A 15,592-nucleotide genomic window follows, 5' to 3' on the forward strand; every position below is an offset into this window, starting at 1 on the left:
CCCTCACGGCGAAAGTAGTTAAAAAAAGACCTAATACGCCAAGGAATCAGCCATTATTGACAAAAATCATGCGTTATTGTCATATACTCTGCCTAGTTGGAAAAATCCAAAATTGGATTTATATTCTTTGAAGACATTTTTGGTGTACTGATTGTAGAGCTCTGCAAAGGCGTACATCACCTTGGCTTTGATTTCTGGGTGGTTTTCCATGATGTCGAGTAGATTGATCTGTGGGATGACATACAGCTCGGCAGACTCGCTCACGACTAGGGCATTGTAGATGCGCTTGGCGCCATCCAAGAAGGCATTGTCTCCAAACAAATCGCCACCTTCTACCAGTGATAGCTCCTCCATGTTGTCTTTGATGTTGATAGACAGAGATACCCTTCCTTTTTTGACCAAGTACAAGGCGTGACTAGGATCACCATTGAAGAAGACCACTTCGTTTTGTTTGTATTTGCGCAAGTACATGCAGGGTATAAACAATGAAAGTTCGTCCTCGGTTAGTGTTTCGAAATGTTTGATATAAGAAAGAAATTTGAAGAGTTTTTGTTCTTCGGGACTATACCTTTTCTTAAAGGGATTATACATTTCTCTCTTGTTTTATAATGAATACTTTTTTTGTTTGATCAGTGATCTTGAAGCGATCATCTATGCGCTTTCCGGCGATCCAGATGATGTTTTGATTAGATTCGAAAATCAGTAATCTCTCTTTCAAGTTTACTGGAATTTTCTCATCAATCATAAAATCACTTAGCTTTTTTTGAGACTTCATACCCAATGGAACGAAACGATCTCCTTCTTGCCAATTCCTGACCTGAATAGGGAATTCTATCTTGTCAGCATCCAAAAAAGCATATTCTGGAGATTTGATGATTTCTACAGGCATGTCCTGTATATGGAATACATACCTGTGATCCAAAATTGTCAAGGCTTCTTGATCTGCATCTAGGGACAGATTGATACTTGGATGGTCTTCATCGTGGGTAATGATTAGTTTTTTTCTATCCACCACCAGAGTCCAATACTGAGAAAAAAACTGCTTACCAGATAGCCCATAGAGACTGGTGATGATGGCTTGACACTGTTGTAGGCTGAACCCATATGGACGCAAAATATCTTCCAAGATGACCAGCCCACCTTTTTCAAGTTCGAACCAGGTCATGTTGAGGGTCGTGATGTTCTTCTTGCGCACCATGTACTTGTTTCGGATGGTTTTGCTGGTGTTGGTGAGGAGCGATTCTAGTGACTCCAGTCTTTCTTGGGTGTGGAGGTAGGTACTTTCCAGCGATGGATTGATTTTCTTGAGCTGGTTGATGATTTTGTGACGAATCCTGTTGCGGTGGTATTTGTTGCAGGAGTTGGAGGCGTCCTCTCTCCATGTCAGTTGCTGAGCTTGGGCATAGGCGATGATATCGTCTTTAGTGGCAAAAGACAGGGGCCTGACGAGTTTGCCGTTTTTTTTCTGAATACCCCTGAGTCCTGCGACCCCTGTACCCTTGCTGAAATTGAAAATACTCGTTTCGATCAGGTCATTGGCATGATGTGCTGTGAGTATCAAGTCCAGTTCATGGTTAGCCAACAACTCATTGAACCAGGCATAGCGGAGGTCTCTGGCCGCCATTTGTGTAGATATTTTTTGACTTGCAGCATACTCGCTGGTTTCAAATTTTTTGACATAAACTGTCACGCCGAGTTGACTGCCGAGATCTTCCACCAGTTTTTGATCTAAATCAGATTCCTTACCTCTCAGTCCAAAATTGCAATGAGCAATCGAAAAGTTGTAGCCAAGTCCTTTGAGAAGGTGACACAATACAATGGAATCAATGCCACCACTGACTGTGGCAAGGAGTTTGTCTTCTCTGGAAAAAAGACCATGTTTGGTGATGTAAGCGTCGAATTTTTCTATAAGATTAGCCACTGACTTAATTTTAGATCAAACTTAGGTTTTTTTCGTTATTCATACGAATTAGCTTTGCCCCCGATACACAAGAATATGCGCAGAATCATTTTTATTTTTATTGCTTTGATCCTTATGATGGGGATTCATCATGCGGATGCCCAGCGCAAAAGCAAAATCAAATACAAAGCGCAGAAACTCACCAATGCTAAAGAGGACAATAAGAAATTTAAGAAGTTGATTGGGAAGGTGGTTTTTACTCAGAATGAAACCATTGTCTATTGTGACTCAGCTTATTTTTTTTCGGATGAAAACATCATGGAAGCATATGGTAGAGTGCGAATCAAAGACGGAGACTCTGTAACCATCACAGCCAAAAAATTGATCTACGAGGGAGACAGTGAGAAAGCTCTCTTGAGAGAAGATGTCGTTTACCGAAGAGGAAAAAAGCGGTTGTACACCGATTTTTTGGATTATCACATGAAGACAGAGGTGGCAGAGTTTTCTAATGATGGCAAATTGGTGGATGAGCATAATACTCTGACAAGTAGCTATGGTATTTATTATTCACTGACAGAGAAGGCCTATTTTTACAATGATGTATTGTTGGTTTCGCCAGATTTCAATTTGCGAAGTGATACTTTAGAATATTCATCCAAATCCAAGATCGCTATTTCTACAGGACCCACTTTTGTAGACGATAGGAAAGGTACCACAGTGGATTCCAAAGGCGGGACCTATCGCACGCTCAAAGAGCAAACGACCTTTGCCAAAGGAACCATCGAAACAAGGAACTACGTCTTGGTAGGTGACGATATATTCATCGACGAACAGAAAAAATTCTACAAAGCCAAAGGCAATGTGGTGATGACTTCCAAGAAGGACAACATCGTGATATATGGTCAGGAGGCATTGTACAACAAGGTCACAGGTGTCAGTAAAGTGTATGGTATGCCTGTCATGAAGAAGTTTATGGAGGATGAGGATACGCTGTTTCTATCAGCAGACACCTTGGTTGCCATCGAAAATGTAGACAAGGACAAAGAAAGGGTACTAGGCTACTACAAAGTTCTGATGTACCAAGATGCATTGCAGGGTAAATGTGACTCGATAGCGTACTTCTTGTCAGACTCTACAATTCACATGTACCATGATCCGATTCTATGGAACGAAAAGAGCCAAATGTCGGCAGATTCCATTGACCTCACATTTAAAAATGACCTACTATACAAGATGACCTTGACTAGACAGTCATTTTTGTCCTCACTTGACACCATGGGACAGTACAACCAGATCAAGGGTAGAAATATGGTCGGACATTTTGATGATTTGGGCAACATCAATGCAATGGACGTGGAAGGCAATGGAGAGAGTCATTACTTTGTATTGGAGGGGGATAGCCTTTTCTTGGGGATGAATAAGATTTTTTGTAGCAGGATGCATATTGTGTTTGACAACAACCAAATGCAGAATATTACTTTTTATAATCAACCCGAGGCAAAATTTATCCCGCCCATTGAACTGTTGGTGTCACAGCATCATTTGGAAGGTTTCACTTGGAGAGTGAGCGAAAAACCAACCAAAGAGGATGTGCTGACTCGCAATCACAAGGAGAAATCAAAGGATATTGTGACTGATTTGCCTGCGTCCAAAAAGATGCCACAGACACTCAAAAATGAAGTCGACAAACGTGTTCCTCCTGATCAGAGGAAGGGATTAGAGAATACGCCTTTGCAACGTCCTGCTAGATAATTGCATTACATGGCTAGGTAAGATTCGTTTTGCTGAGAATAAATTAATTAAGGATATTATTTTAAAGCATACTATATTTGCAGGCTTATGCGAAAAGTGAGGTTTTTCAGGGTTTTTGTCATTGTTTTGAGTGTTGTATTGGCTACTTCATGTAGCGAATTCAGGAAACTTCAAAAAAGTACTGATTGGCAAGCAAAGTATCAGGCTGCTCTGGCATACTACAATGTGGGGGAATATTACAAGGCCAGTGTGCTGTTGGATCAGGTATTGCCAGTTATCAAAGGTACTGTTGATGGTGAAAAGGCGAGTTATTACAGAGCTTACGCATATTATCACCAAAAGCAATACATCCTGAGTGCCAGTTATTTCAAAGATTTTTCGCGTGTCTATTCTAGAAGTGAATGGGCCATCGAGTCATCCTATATGGAGGCATATTCTTTGTACCTACAGTCGCCAGATTACAATTTGGATCAATCAAGTACCTACAAGGCAATTGATGCTTTTCAAATCTTTTTGAATAGAAATCCTTATACGGACTATACTCAAAAGGCCAACGACATGATCAATGAAATGCAGGTCAAGTTGGAGACGAAAGCATTTGAAAATGCCAAACATTACCACAAGTTGGAGAGATGGGAAGCGGCAAGGGTAGCTTTTGAGACCTTCGAAAATGAATTTCCAGATTCGAAGCTGAATGAGAAAGTGGCATTTTTGGCAATTGATGCCGAGTTTAGTTATGCTGAGCAGAGTATCAGAGCTAAGCAAAAGGAAAGGTATGAAAAGACCATAGAGCTCTACCAGGTGTTCTTGGACAAATATCCCAATAGCACCATGCTCAGGGATGCAGAAAAATATTACATAGATTCAGTGAATCAAATAGATAAATTATCAAACAGATCATAAAATGGCAATAAATCCTTCAATCGAAACAAGAGATGTAGCAGCACTGTCTAACGGTACCGAAAATGTGTACAAGACGATTGCAGTTATTTCTAAAAGAGCGAGACAAATCTCAGCAAACGTTAAGGAAGAGTTGAGTGGCAAGCTAGCAGAATTTGCATCTACAGTAGATAACTTGGAAGAGATCTTTGAAAACAGAGAGCAAATCGAGATTTCAAAATTCTATGAAAGAATGCCAAAGCCAAGTAAAGTTGCTATTGAGGAGTTTCTAGAGGACAAAATCATGTTCAGAGACCCAGAAAGCGAAGAAGGCGGTATCAACGTATAATAGACCCTCATGGAGGGAAAAAAAATTTTGATTGGTGTATGTGGCAGTATTGCCGCATACAAATCAGCTCACTTGGTCAGGTTGCTGGTCAAAGCAGGAGCTGAGGTGAAGGTCATCATGACTGAGACCGCTCAAACTTTCATTACTCCTCTTACACTTTCTACGCTTTCAAAGCACCCAGTTGCCACCCAATTCGTGAAGAATGAAGCAGGTGAATGGGAGAATCATGTCGAATTGGGTCTATGGGCTGATTTGATCATCGTGGCACCCGCTACAGCCAACACCCTGGCACAGTTTACTCACGGCAATTGCGACAATCTATTAGCAGCGACCTATCTCTCAGCGAGATGTCCTGTAGCCGTGGCTCCCGCGATGGACTTAGATATGTACACGCATCCTTCTACACAAGCCAATCTGTCTCAGTTGAGGTCATATGGTGTAGAGATCATCGATGCAGAACACGGCGAACTCGCCAGTGGATTGGTGGGGACAGGTAGGATGGCCGAACCAGAACACATATATGAATATGCACTGCGACATTTTGCAGTTCAAAGGAGATTTGATGGCACGAAAGTGCTGATTACAGCTGGCCCCACCTATGAAAAAATTGATCCAGTTAGATTCATTGGCAACCACTCATCAGGAAAAATGGGTTTGGCCATTGCAAATGAGTTGGCTGCACAAGGAGCCTCTGTAGAGTTGATCGCTGGGCCAGGCAACTACGATATTCGGTCGCAAAACATTCGTTTGACTCGCGTCACTACTGCCGACGAAATGTTTGAGGCTACAGCTGTTCGCTATAGAGATATGGATGTGGCGATATTTGCTGCAGCAGTGGCAGATTACAAGCCCGCACAGATGGCAAGTCAGAAAATCAAAAAATCATCCGAATCGATGAGTATCGAGTTGGTCAAAAATCGAGACATCGCGGGTGAAATGGGTAAACTGAAGGCTGCACATCAACTCAACATTGGTTTTGCATTGGAGACAGAAAACGAGCAAAGTCATGCCCAACAAAAACTCGAAAAGAAAAACTTTGATTTGGTCGTCTTGAATTCTTTGAACGACAAAGGAGCTGGATTTTCGCTTGATACCAACAAAATCACTATCTTCAACCGAGAAGGAAAAAGCACCAGCTTTGACCTCAAAACCAAAAAAGAAGTTGCCATTGATCTAGTCCAAGCCATTTATGAATTACGCTAGAATCCTCCTTTGTTTAACCCTATTGTTCGGTTTTTCTATCAAGTCCTTTGCTCAGGAGTTGGATTGCAGGGTGGTCATCAATGCACAGCTGATACAAAGTACCGAGCGCAGAGTCTTTCAGGAGATGGAGTCAGAGTTTTCTCGGTTCATCAACGAACGAAAATGGACGGATGGGGAGTTTCAAAACAATGAAAAGATCAAGTGCGCCATCATGATCAACCTAGAAGAGCAACCCAATGTGTCAAATTTTAACGCTACAGTACAGATCATCTCTATCAGACCTGTATATGGTACTACATACGAGACTTCATTGATCAATTTTGCAGATCGAAATTTTGATTTTGAGTATACGCAGTCTCAGCCCATGAACTACACGGAAAACTCTTATACTTCCAACATTACTTCTTTGCTGGCCTATTACGCCTACATGGTTTTGGCTTATGACTATGATTCATTCTCCAACTTAGGAGGTGATAGAATGTTTACCAAAGCATGGGAGGTGGTGAATACAGCACAACAAAGTGGCTACACAGGTTGGGATCAATTTAGTAGTGTCAGAAACCGATACTGGTGGTCCGAAAATGCCATAGATCAGTTCATGAAGAGTTTTCGCGAATCGATGTATCTCTATCATATCAAAGGGCTAGATATCATGGCAGACAAGCCTGAGGAGGCACGTGCCAATATCTTGGAGGTATTGAAAAAAATCGCAGTGGTCAACAAGTCAAAACCAAGGTCTATCATGGTGATTACTTTCCTCGATACCAAGGCAGAAGAGTTGATTAGCATTTTTTCTGAAGGGAATATGAATGTAAGGAGGGAAGCCTACGATTTACTTAAAACAATGGATCCAGCCAGAAATGAGGAATTCAAAAAGATTTTGACCAACTAGAGTCAATTATTTTTTAGATTCGCCTCTTAATTGTTGTCATCTTTCCAATAAGATTTACTCATGATTTCTAATCTATCCATCAGTAATTATGCGCTCATCCGTGAGCTCAATATTGAGCCACACAGTGGGCTAAATATGATCACTGGCGAAACAGGAGCTGGTAAATCTATCATGCTGGGGGCCGTTGGGTTGTTGCTAGGCAAGCGTGCAGATGTCAAAGCGCTCTTGGATCAGGAGACCAAATGTGTCGTGGAGGCAGAGTTTTCAATTGGAGAATTGGGTCTACAAGACCTGTTTGAGGAAAATGACCTGGACTATGATGATCATACGATTATTCGTAGAGAAATCAGCCCCAAGGGCAAGTCTCGTGCATTTGTCAATGATGTGCCTGTGACTTTGGATGTACTCAAGGTTTTGGGACTCAAACTCATCGACATTCATTCCCAAAACGAGAGTTTACAACTGAGCAAAAAGGAAGTGAAGTTAGAAGTGATTGATGACTTTGCACAATCCAAAAAACAACTAAAGACGTATCAAACTTGCTTTGTTCAATACAACAAGACGTTCAAAAAACTGGAAGAACTGCTCTCTCGATCCAAAAGTGCCCAAGAGGATGAGGAATACAAAAGTTATTTGCTGGATGAGCTAGTCAAAGCAGAACTACAAGCCACAGAACAGGAGGACTTAGAGGAAGAGTTGGGTTTGCTATCCAATGCTGAAGAGATCAAGTTGCAGTTGGTGCAGATCACCAACGAATTTGATGTGCAGGATTTTTCTTTGAATGATAGATTGAGGAATGCTGTCAATACACTGCGCAAACTCGCCAAATTCAGTCATGAGCTGGAGAAATTGGGAGAAAGGTTAGATTCGGCAACCACCGAAATCGCAGATGTTGTTTCAGAACTATCTACAGTTCAGGAAGGTGTAGAGCACAACCCAGAACGCATGATGCAGGTACAGCAGCGATTGGATTTGATCTTTCAACTCCAACAAAAACACCACGTCAATACGGTCCAAGGTTTACTTGATATTCAATCCAAAATGGAAGAAGAGGCAAGTAATAGACTGGACTTGGTAGAAGAAATAGCTTTGGCCAAAGCTGCTTTGGAGAGTGATAAGAAGAAATTGATACAAGAGGCAGAAGGGTTGTCCGAAATACGAAGACAACACATAGATCAGTTTTGCAATCAACTCACGGCTATGCTCAAAGAGCTCGGTATGCCAGATGGATTTGTGGAGGTAGCTTACAAGCGTGTCGATCCTTGGAAAATGGGAATCGATGAGGTGGAGTTCTTGTTTACTGCCAACAAAGGGATCAAACCTGAGCCGCTAGGAGATGTAGCGTCTGGTGGCGAGTTTTCGCGGGTGATGTTTTGTGTCAAATACATTTTGGCGACCAAGACCTCTATGCCTACTGTGATTTTTGATGAGATAGATACGGGCGTTTCTGGGGAAATTGCCATCAAACTGGCGATGATGATGAAAAAGATGGCTGTCAAGCATCAGTTGATTGCGATCAGTCATTTGCCACAAGTAGCAGCCAAAGGTGATCAGCATTATTTTGTGTACAAGGACAATCAATCAGACAAAACCCAGAGTGCGATCAGGAAGCTGGATGCAAAATCGAGACTGGAAGAGATCGCTAAAATGATCGGTGGAGACAATCCATCCGAAGTTGCCATCAGCAATGCAAAAGAGCTGATTGGGGAAAATTAGAAATACAAAGTCAAAGAATCTAATATCTTTGCGACTCGATAATCAAATACGAACAATCAATTATTTAAAATATTAATCAAATGGCTAACAATCTTTTAGAAGGAAAAAGAGGAATCATATCAGGAGCATTAGATCAAAACTCTATTGCATGGAAAGTCGCTCTGAAAGCCAAGGAGCAAGGTGCTTCTTTTGTATTGACCAATGCACCTATCGCCATGAGAATGGGCGCTATCAACGATCTCGCTGCTCAGTGTGGGGCTGAAATCGTGCCAGCAGATGCTACTTCTGTAGAGGACATCGAAAACCTATTTTCGAAATCTACCGAAATTCTAGGGGGTAAATTGGATTTCGTCCTTCACTCGATCGGCATGAGTCCAAACGTGCGCAAAGGCAAGGACTATGGTGATCTCAACTATGATTGGATGCTCAAGTCGATTGATATCTCTGCGATATCTTTCCACAAAATGATGGCAGTAGCCGAAAAACAAGACGCGATGAACGAATGGGGTTCTATCGTGGCATTGTCGTACATCGCTGCACAGCGTACATTCCCAGACTACTCTGATATGGCACAGGCCAAAGCAATGCTAGAATCTATCGCACGTAGCTATGGTGAGCGATTTGCTAGATTGAAAAAAGTAAGAGTCAACACCATCTCTCAATCACCTACCATGACCACTGCTGGTTCTGGCGTAGGAGGATTTGATGTGTTCATAGATTATGCAGACAAGATGTCTCCGCTGGGCAATGCTACGGCTGATGCTTGTGCAGACTACTGTGTATCGATGTTCTCAGATTTGACTAGAATGGTGACCATGCAAAACTTGATGCACGATGGTGGATTCTCTTCGTCAGGGATCACTGAGCGTCTTGTGGAGCAATTAAAAAAGTAACAAGTGAGCTATGGTCGATGGTCAATTGTCCATCGACCATGCTTAATAACAATCCCCTTGTTGAGCAGTTGAGAATGTAATCAAAAAGGAGTCCATCGACTATCTACTATTGACCATCGACTTTAGCAAACAATGATCGCCTTCCCAAACGCCAAAATCAATCTCGGTCTCAACATCCTGTCCCGAAGACCAGACGGATATCACAATATTTCTTCTTGCTTTTTGCCAGTCTCTTGGCGAGATATTCTCGAAATCATACCCTCAGACACCTTTTCATTCCACTCATCTGGCTTGTCCATTCCTGGAGATTTTCATTCCAATCTGGTGGTGAAAGCATACGAAATGCTTCGTGCAGATTTTGATTTGTCTCCTGTGGAGATTCACTTGCACAAGGTGATTCCTATGGGGGCCGGTATGGGTGGAGGCTCATCTGACGGTGCGTTTGCGCTGAAGTTGCTCAATGAGCTGTTTGCATTGAATCTGGATCACGGACAGTTAGAAGCATATGCCAAAAAACTTGGAGCAGATTGTCCATTCTTTATCCAAAATAAACCAAGAATGGTAGGAGGGATTGGAGATGTCTTTGAGGATATAGATTTGGATTTGAAAGGATACCAGTTATTGATTGTGTATCCAGAGATTCATATCAATACGAAACTAGCATTTCAGTCCATCACTCCTCAGATACCCAAGATGATGCCCCAGGAGGTGCTTCAATTGCCTATTTTAGATTGGAAGGACCATTTGGTCAATGATTTTGAAAGGCCTGTATTTGCTCAGCACCCCAGTCTGGCGACATTAAAAGAGGAACTGTATCAGCATGGAGCTCTCTATGCATCCATGTCTGGTAGTGGGTCTTCTGTTTTTGGGATTTTTGATTCAAAGCAAAGTGTAAATATGACCATATTTGACTGGAAAAGCTGTTTTATCACCTCTCTTTAAGTATAAATTGTAGGGACATTCTCCTGTTCATTCATTTTCACATATCTTAGTTCTTGTTTAATTAACCATCTAATTTAAAATTAATGAGAAGTTTAATCTTGATTTTATGCGTATTGGTCTCGTCAGAAATCTGGGGGCAAAATAATTCCCTCGGAGACAAAATAGGGGCAGCTACTTTGGAGGAAGTGAAACGAACCATGGGAATTTATGAAGATGATGAACTGCTTGCCTTTGTCCAAGGTGTGGGAGAAAAATTGGAATCCGCCATGCCAGAAAATAAGTATGAATTCAAATATTATTTGGTGGATACAGAAGAGCCCAATGCATTTGCTACGGCTGGAGGTTATGTTTTTGTGACACGAGGATTGTTGGCGATTATAGATACTGAAGATGAGTTGGCAGGTGTGCTTGGTCATGAGTTTAACCATGTGTTGCTCAAGCACAGCGAAAAGAAAATCGGGAGAAATATAGCTCCGATGGTTTTGGAGATTCCTGGGAATCTGGTCGGAACGCTATTCAGCAAAACACTTGGTGAATTGATGAACAACCCTATCAAACTAGGCGCTAAGACAGTGAATGCAGCATTTGACAGAGGACAGGAAAATCAGGCTGATGAGCATGGGGTGCAATTGGCAGCAGCTGCGGGTTATGATCCCGTAGCTCTTGTATCTGCACTGAACAAGCTAGAGTATTTTGTCAACAAAGTAAATGCTAAAGGAGGAGGGACTCACCTTTTCGATGATCACCCGATGACAGACAAAAGGGTGGAGAAACTAGATGAGATTATCAAGTCGATGACTATGGACTCAGTATATGATCAACGATCAATTTTGTCAAATTTGGAAGGGATGATTGTAGGTCAAAACCCGAAGAATGGGGTGGTGCTAAAGGGTAATAAATTCTTGCATCCAGATATGCAGGTATCCTATCAACTGCCAAGTGATTGGTCGGTGAGAAATACTCCTCAGACACTGACGGCATCCAATAGCAAGAAAGGTGCAGCTGTGGTGTTGGCCATTGATGCTGAGAGTGAGATGCCACTAGATGCGTATAAAGCCTATACCAAAAAACTTAACAAAAAGGGTTTGGGTCTGACTGTAGATAAGAAAGTTGAGATCAATGGCTATCAGGCAGTAGAGCTCTTGATAGATCAATATAATGGCAAAGGCGAAAGATCTATCGTTGTTTGGTTGAAAATGGAGGGGGTGCCTGGTGTTTTACAGTTTGTAGGATCAGGTCGGGATGAGGAGGTTTTGGAAGAGATCAAATCCTCCATATATTCTTTCCAAGCGATTACAGAAGAAGAAAGGAGCATGATACTTTCTATGACTTTCAATTCTGAAGTAGCACAAGAGGAAACAGTCACAGAACTAGCTGAGCGCATGGGATTAAGTGATCAAATTAAGTGGTTAGAAGTGATGAATGTGACCGATGCAGATCAAAAGGTGACATCTCCAAACGTAAAATATTTGGATATTGAAGTTTATACACCTTGATAGAATCCTGCGATAAGAAAACAAAGAGGGGTAGAATTAATTCTACCCCTCTTTGTTTCATCACGTCCTATATCCAGTCAATTCCTTTTTTTAACAGTGCAAGTGTTTTTTCTTCCTCTGATTGAGGTTGTACTTCGTAATTGTATTCCCAATTGGCCTGTGGAGGGAGACTCATCAATATGGACTCAGTCCTGCCATCCGTATCAAGACCAAACTTGGTTCCCTTATCCAAGACCAGATTGAACTCCACGTAGCGACCTCTTCTGAGGTACTGCCACGCTTTTTCGTTCTCTCCGTAGGGTAGGCCTTTGTTTTTGGACATGAAATGACTGTACAGAGGGGCAAATAGACTCCCGACACTTTTGACGAACTCCCATCTATCAGCAAGTGAAAACTCAGTGGTCTCAGTGAGTCGGTCAAAGAAAATACCACCTATTCCTCTCGTCTCTTTGCGGTGCTGGATGTAGAAGTAATCATCTGCCCATTTTTTGAATTCAGGATAATAACTCGTATGATGTTGATCACAGATAGTTTTGATTTGATTGTGAAAATATTTTGCATCAATTTTATCCACATAGTGAGGGGTGAGATCGATTCCTCCACCGAACCATTTCGTGCCGTTACTCATCTCAAAATAGCGAACATTCATGTGGATGATAGGTACTCTTGGAGATTGAGGATGCATCACAATAGAGACGCCAGTTGCGAAAAAGTCTGCCGTATCTAAATTCAGTGCTTTGAGGATTTTAGGAGGAGTAGGCCCACTGACTGCTGAGAAGTTGACCCCACCTTTTTCTATGATTTTTCCATTTCTGATTATGCGTGTTCTGCCACCGCCTCCTGCCTCTCTAGTCCACAGATCTTCTTCAAACTTGCCCTTCTGATCGGTATTTTCTATCGTTTGGCAAATATTGTCTTGAAGTTCCCTGAACCAATTTTCTACTATCTCTTTGTTCATCATTGCTCGCTTTAAAATGGGTACCCGATTCCCAGATTCCAGACCAGACGTTTGTAGTCAGGAAGATAATCGGGGATTTCAAATGTATTGTGTTCGTAGCTGTCAGTTTGGCTAGTTTGACCTGGCTCGCTTAGCTTCCATGCGGCATCAAGTCGTAGGATGAGAAAAGAAAAGTCAACCCTCAGACCATAGCCTGCACCAATTGCGATTTCCTTGTAGAAGTCATTGACCTCAAACTGGCTCCCTGGTCTAGATGGGTCGTCATATAGCGTCCATACATTGCCCGCATCTACAAACATGGCACCATGAATTGGCCCAAAAAGTCTGTGCCTGAACTCCATACTGGCTTCCAATAGTATCTCTCCTGGTTGCTCAAAGCTATTGTTGTATTTGCCAGTTTCTGCATTGACAGGTAGGAATGACCCAGGTCCTAATCGACGAGGCTCCCATGCACGTATGCTGTTGCTGCCTCCCGCAAAATAGAATTTTTCGTAGGGCAGGGTTTTGTTGTCGCCGTATGGGACAGCCAACCCCGTATTGATACGGTAGGCTATGGTGATGACAGAGTTGAGAGGAGTGGTGCGTCTAAAGTCTACATTGAATTTGGCGAATTTGAAGTATTGGATACTATCACTATCATTGAATGCCGTGCGACCGACTGATTTGATAAAGTTGCCACCTGTTTCGATTTTGTACCGGAGGTAAGAGGAAGTGCTTTTCTTGTTGCCATACTCATTGATGTTGTGGGTGGCCGTATATGATGTGCTGCTCACAAATGATGGGCTAAATGATCGAATCAGGTTGTTGCCCTGTGCTTCCAAATCTTCCAAAAAATCTCTGTAGTCATCGGTGATGTCCGAATTGATGTAATTGATTTCAGATAGGTTGAGAATATGGCTGATTCGTTTTTCGTAATTCTGCCAAGTGTAGGACCAAGTGGCGTTGATATTGTTTCTCAAATATTCTAGTCTTGAGTTATAATTGAGACCAAAGGCAACTCTGGTTTTCGGGTTGTATCGACCCAGTTTGGATTTGATTTTGTCTCCTGCAGGAATAATGAATTGAGGGAAAGTAAAGGATAGGTTGGCGCCATAGTCCAAACTTGAATAAGGTTTATCGGTCTCTGTCGCACCTGTAAGACCTTCAAATCCAATTCTTCCACTTAGTTCTGTGATTTCCAATCCTTTAAAAGTATTTCTGTTCTTGATCGAGGCATTAAAAAAGGGGCCTGGCAGACCTTGGCTTACGCTGAGTCCTGTCTCAGTGGATGTCTGGTATTTTTTGAGTCTACTAGTGAATACATTGGCGATAAACTTGCCTCCTGTTGTGTCATAGTTGACATTGATGAATTTGAAGATATCCATGTTGGATAGCTGTTTTTGTGTCTCCAGAGTGTTGGATCGACTGTACACACTATCGGGATATAAAAACAATCTCCAATCCAGTATTTTTTCGTGGTATCGTCTGTGGTGAAAGCGATAGGTGACATCCTTGTATTCGTTGAAGGAGCGAGGTTGGGTGATGTTGTTGACATCAGAATCTGTTGTAAAAATCACCGAATCTATTCTAAATATCTTGTGTGCATCCAGTCCGGTTGGGTTTTCAATTTGTACCCCGATCGCCACTTTTTTGTCTCCAAGTGAGGATGAATCGACTTTAAAATGGACATAACTGCGGAGGAAATTGTAGTAACCATTGTCCAGCATGAGTAGGTTGATGCGATCACGCTCTTTAGTGAGGTTCTCTTGCTCATAGTTATCTCCCTTTATAATCAATGACTCGTCTATTTGATTGAACAATATCTTGCTGATGACACTGTCTTGAATCACATAGAATATAGAGTCAATGACGTAGGGTTGTTTTCTGTCGATGGTGTATGTCGAGGTGACTAGTTTGAAAGTTTCCTCATCTTCATACGAGACTTCTGCATTGAAATACCCCTTAGAATGTAGGTATTGTTTGATTTTTCTGACGGTTTCGTTTTCTTTGGCAGTGTCGTATATGGCGAGGGGCTCCCCTAGGCGCATGCCGAGGTTTCCTTCTTTGATATTGATGTTTTGTTTGTCTATTTTTTTGCCGAGTTTTTCTCTTAGTTTCTTCTCTTTCTTAGTCTTATTTGCAGCAACGGCTTTCTGAATTTTTGGACTGTATTTTAAATTCAGCTTTCTCTTTTTTTGTTCGTATTTGCTTGTGTCGTATGATTTTTTGCCCAACTGGTAGAGATCTACATAAGGAGACCAAGTGAGGAAAAGAATTTTTTCATTGGGTTTATTGGCATACAAGTTTTGGATGGCTTCTTTGTCCAATTTTTGGGCTCCTTGCAGTTTTTGATCCACCAGCAGTTTCTGATCTCCTTTGAGGTACCGTCGACCCATACAGGCAGACAGCAAGAATGCCACCAGCAATACCAATGCGATACTCTGAAAGCCGCGTGTGGCGATATGATTCTTATGGGACGAAATACTAGTAGCTGCTATGTGTGAGTAGGTATTGGGTGTAATCGTATGTCCTGTATGCTATCATCAATAATATATGTAAGTTTGAACTTGATTACAATTACTTTTAAGACGGAATCTAATCAAAGGAAACGATCTGCCAACAAGCCATTATTT

Annotated in this window: 13 protein-coding genes; 9 read left to right on the plus strand and 4 right to left on the minus strand. The window is 41.9% G+C overall.

Annotated features, from left to right (window positions below):
* Positions 1–66: 66 nt before the first annotated feature.
* Together N6H18_RS09730 and tilS are read right to left on the minus strand one after the other, a co-directional pair.
* Positions 67–591, minus strand: a complete 525-nt coding sequence (locus N6H18_RS09730) for a Crp/Fnr family transcriptional regulator (protein WP_262308081.1) — start codon at positions 589–591, stop codon at positions 67–69.
* Positions 584–1,921: a tRNA lysidine(34) synthetase TilS gene (gene tilS / locus N6H18_RS09735; RefSeq protein ID WP_262308082.1), complete on the minus strand. Its 1,338-nt coding sequence runs from the start codon at positions 1,919–1,921 to the stop codon at positions 584–586. The genes N6H18_RS09730 and tilS overlap by 8 nt, the downstream gene beginning before the upstream one ends.
* A gap of 75 nt (positions 1,922–1,996) precedes the next feature.
* Between tilS and N6H18_RS09740 the strand changes: the two genes are divergently transcribed.
* The 9 genes from N6H18_RS09740 to N6H18_RS09780 all read left to right on the plus strand — a co-directional run bounded on the left by N6H18_RS09740 (position 1,997) and on the right by N6H18_RS09780 (position 12,022).
* Positions 1,997–3,652 (plus strand): OstA-like protein, encoded by a 1,656-nt coding sequence (locus N6H18_RS09740; RefSeq protein WP_262308083.1) that lies wholly within the window; start codon positions 1,997–1,999, stop codon positions 3,650–3,652.
* 87 nt (positions 3,653–3,739) lie between these two features.
* Positions 3,740–4,555, plus strand: a complete 816-nt coding sequence (locus N6H18_RS09745) for an outer membrane protein assembly factor BamD (protein ID WP_262308084.1) — start codon at positions 3,740–3,742, stop codon at positions 4,553–4,555.
* 1 nt (position 4,556) lies between these two features.
* Positions 4,557–4,880, plus strand: a complete 324-nt coding sequence (locus N6H18_RS09750; protein WP_262308085.1) for a DNA-directed RNA polymerase subunit omega — start codon at positions 4,557–4,559, stop codon at positions 4,878–4,880.
* A gap of 9 nt (positions 4,881–4,889) precedes the next feature.
* Positions 4,890–6,083, plus strand: a complete 1,194-nt coding sequence (gene coaBC / locus N6H18_RS09755) for a bifunctional phosphopantothenoylcysteine decarboxylase/phosphopantothenate--cysteine ligase CoaBC (protein ID WP_262308086.1) — start codon at positions 4,890–4,892, stop codon at positions 6,081–6,083.
* Positions 6,070–6,975 carry a type IX secretion system protein PorD gene (porD, locus tag N6H18_RS09760; RefSeq protein ID WP_262308087.1) on the plus strand — a complete coding sequence of 302 codons (906 nt, stop codon included), beginning with the start codon at positions 6,070–6,072 and terminating at the stop codon, positions 6,973–6,975. Before coaBC ends, porD begins: the two co-directional genes overlap by 14 nt.
* A gap of 60 nt (positions 6,976–7,035) precedes the next feature.
* Positions 7,036–8,691, plus strand: coding sequence for a DNA repair protein RecN (gene recN / locus N6H18_RS09765; RefSeq protein ID WP_262308088.1), 1,656 nt, complete (start codon positions 7,036–7,038; stop codon positions 8,689–8,691).
* Between the two features lie 80 nt (positions 8,692–8,771).
* On the plus strand, positions 8,772–9,584 hold the full coding sequence (locus N6H18_RS09770) for an enoyl-ACP reductase FabI (RefSeq protein ID WP_262308089.1): 813 nt from the start codon (positions 8,772–8,774) through the stop codon (positions 9,582–9,584).
* Positions 9,585–9,716: 132 nt separating this feature from the next.
* Positions 9,717–10,526 carry a 4-(cytidine 5'-diphospho)-2-C-methyl-D-erythritol kinase gene (gene ispE, locus N6H18_RS09775; RefSeq protein ID WP_262308090.1) on the plus strand — a complete coding sequence of 270 codons (810 nt, stop codon included), beginning with the start codon at positions 9,717–9,719 and terminating at the stop codon, positions 10,524–10,526.
* An 83-nt stretch (positions 10,527–10,609) separates the two neighbouring features.
* The gene (locus N6H18_RS09780; RefSeq protein ID WP_262308091.1) at positions 10,610–12,022 is read left to right on the plus strand and encodes a M48 family metalloprotease; all 1,413 of its coding nucleotides are present in this window, start codon (positions 10,610–10,612) and stop codon (positions 12,020–12,022) included.
* Between the two features lie 67 nt (positions 12,023–12,089).
* On the opposite strand, the gene hemF is transcribed toward N6H18_RS09780, so the two are convergent.
* On the minus strand, positions 12,090–12,980 hold the full coding sequence (hemF, locus tag N6H18_RS09785) for an oxygen-dependent coproporphyrinogen oxidase (RefSeq protein WP_262311599.1): 891 nt from the start codon (positions 12,978–12,980) through the stop codon (positions 12,090–12,092).
* A gap of 11 nt (positions 12,981–12,991) precedes the next feature.
* Positions 12,992–15,379, minus strand: coding sequence for a translocation and assembly module lipoprotein TamL (gene tamL / locus N6H18_RS09790; RefSeq protein ID WP_456102160.1), 2,388 nt, complete (start codon positions 15,377–15,379; stop codon positions 12,992–12,994).
* Positions 15,380–15,592 lie beyond the last annotated feature (213 nt).

This window comes from Reichenbachiella agarivorans (assembly GCF_025502585.1).
GTDB classification, from domain to species: Bacteria; Bacteroidota; Bacteroidia; order Cytophagales; family Cyclobacteriaceae; genus Reichenbachiella; species Reichenbachiella agarivorans.

Coding starts and splice junctions, on each gene's coding strand:
- N6H18_RS09780 (WP_262308091.1), top strand. CDS start 10,610: ATGAGAAGTTTAATCTTGATTTTATGCGTATTGGTCTCGTCAGAAATC.
- porD (WP_262308087.1), top strand. CDS start 6,070: ATGAATTACGCTAGAATCCTCCTTTGTTTAACCCTATTGTTCGGTTTT.
- N6H18_RS09740 (WP_262308083.1), top strand. CDS start 1,997: ATGCGCAGAATCATTTTTATTTTTATTGCTTTGATCCTTATGATGGGG.
- coaBC (WP_262308086.1), top strand. CDS start 4,890: ATGGAGGGAAAAAAAATTTTGATTGGTGTATGTGGCAGTATTGCCGCA.
- N6H18_RS09730 (WP_262308081.1), bottom strand. CDS start 591: ATGTATAATCCCTTTAAGAAAAGGTATAGTCCCGAAGAACAAAAACTC.
- hemF (WP_262311599.1), bottom strand. CDS start 12,980: ATGAACAAAGAGATAGTAGAAAATTGGTTCAGGGAACTTCAAGACAAT.
- N6H18_RS09745 (WP_262308084.1), top strand. CDS start 3,740: ATGCGAAAAGTGAGGTTTTTCAGGGTTTTTGTCATTGTTTTGAGTGTT.
- N6H18_RS09770 (WP_262308089.1), top strand. CDS start 8,772: ATGGCTAACAATCTTTTAGAAGGAAAAAGAGGAATCATATCAGGAGCA.
- ispE (WP_262308090.1), top strand. CDS start 9,717: ATGATCGCCTTCCCAAACGCCAAAATCAATCTCGGTCTCAACATCCTG.
- N6H18_RS09750 (WP_262308085.1), top strand. CDS start 4,557: ATGGCAATAAATCCTTCAATCGAAACAAGAGATGTAGCAGCACTGTCT.
- recN (WP_262308088.1), top strand. CDS start 7,036: ATGATTTCTAATCTATCCATCAGTAATTATGCGCTCATCCGTGAGCTC.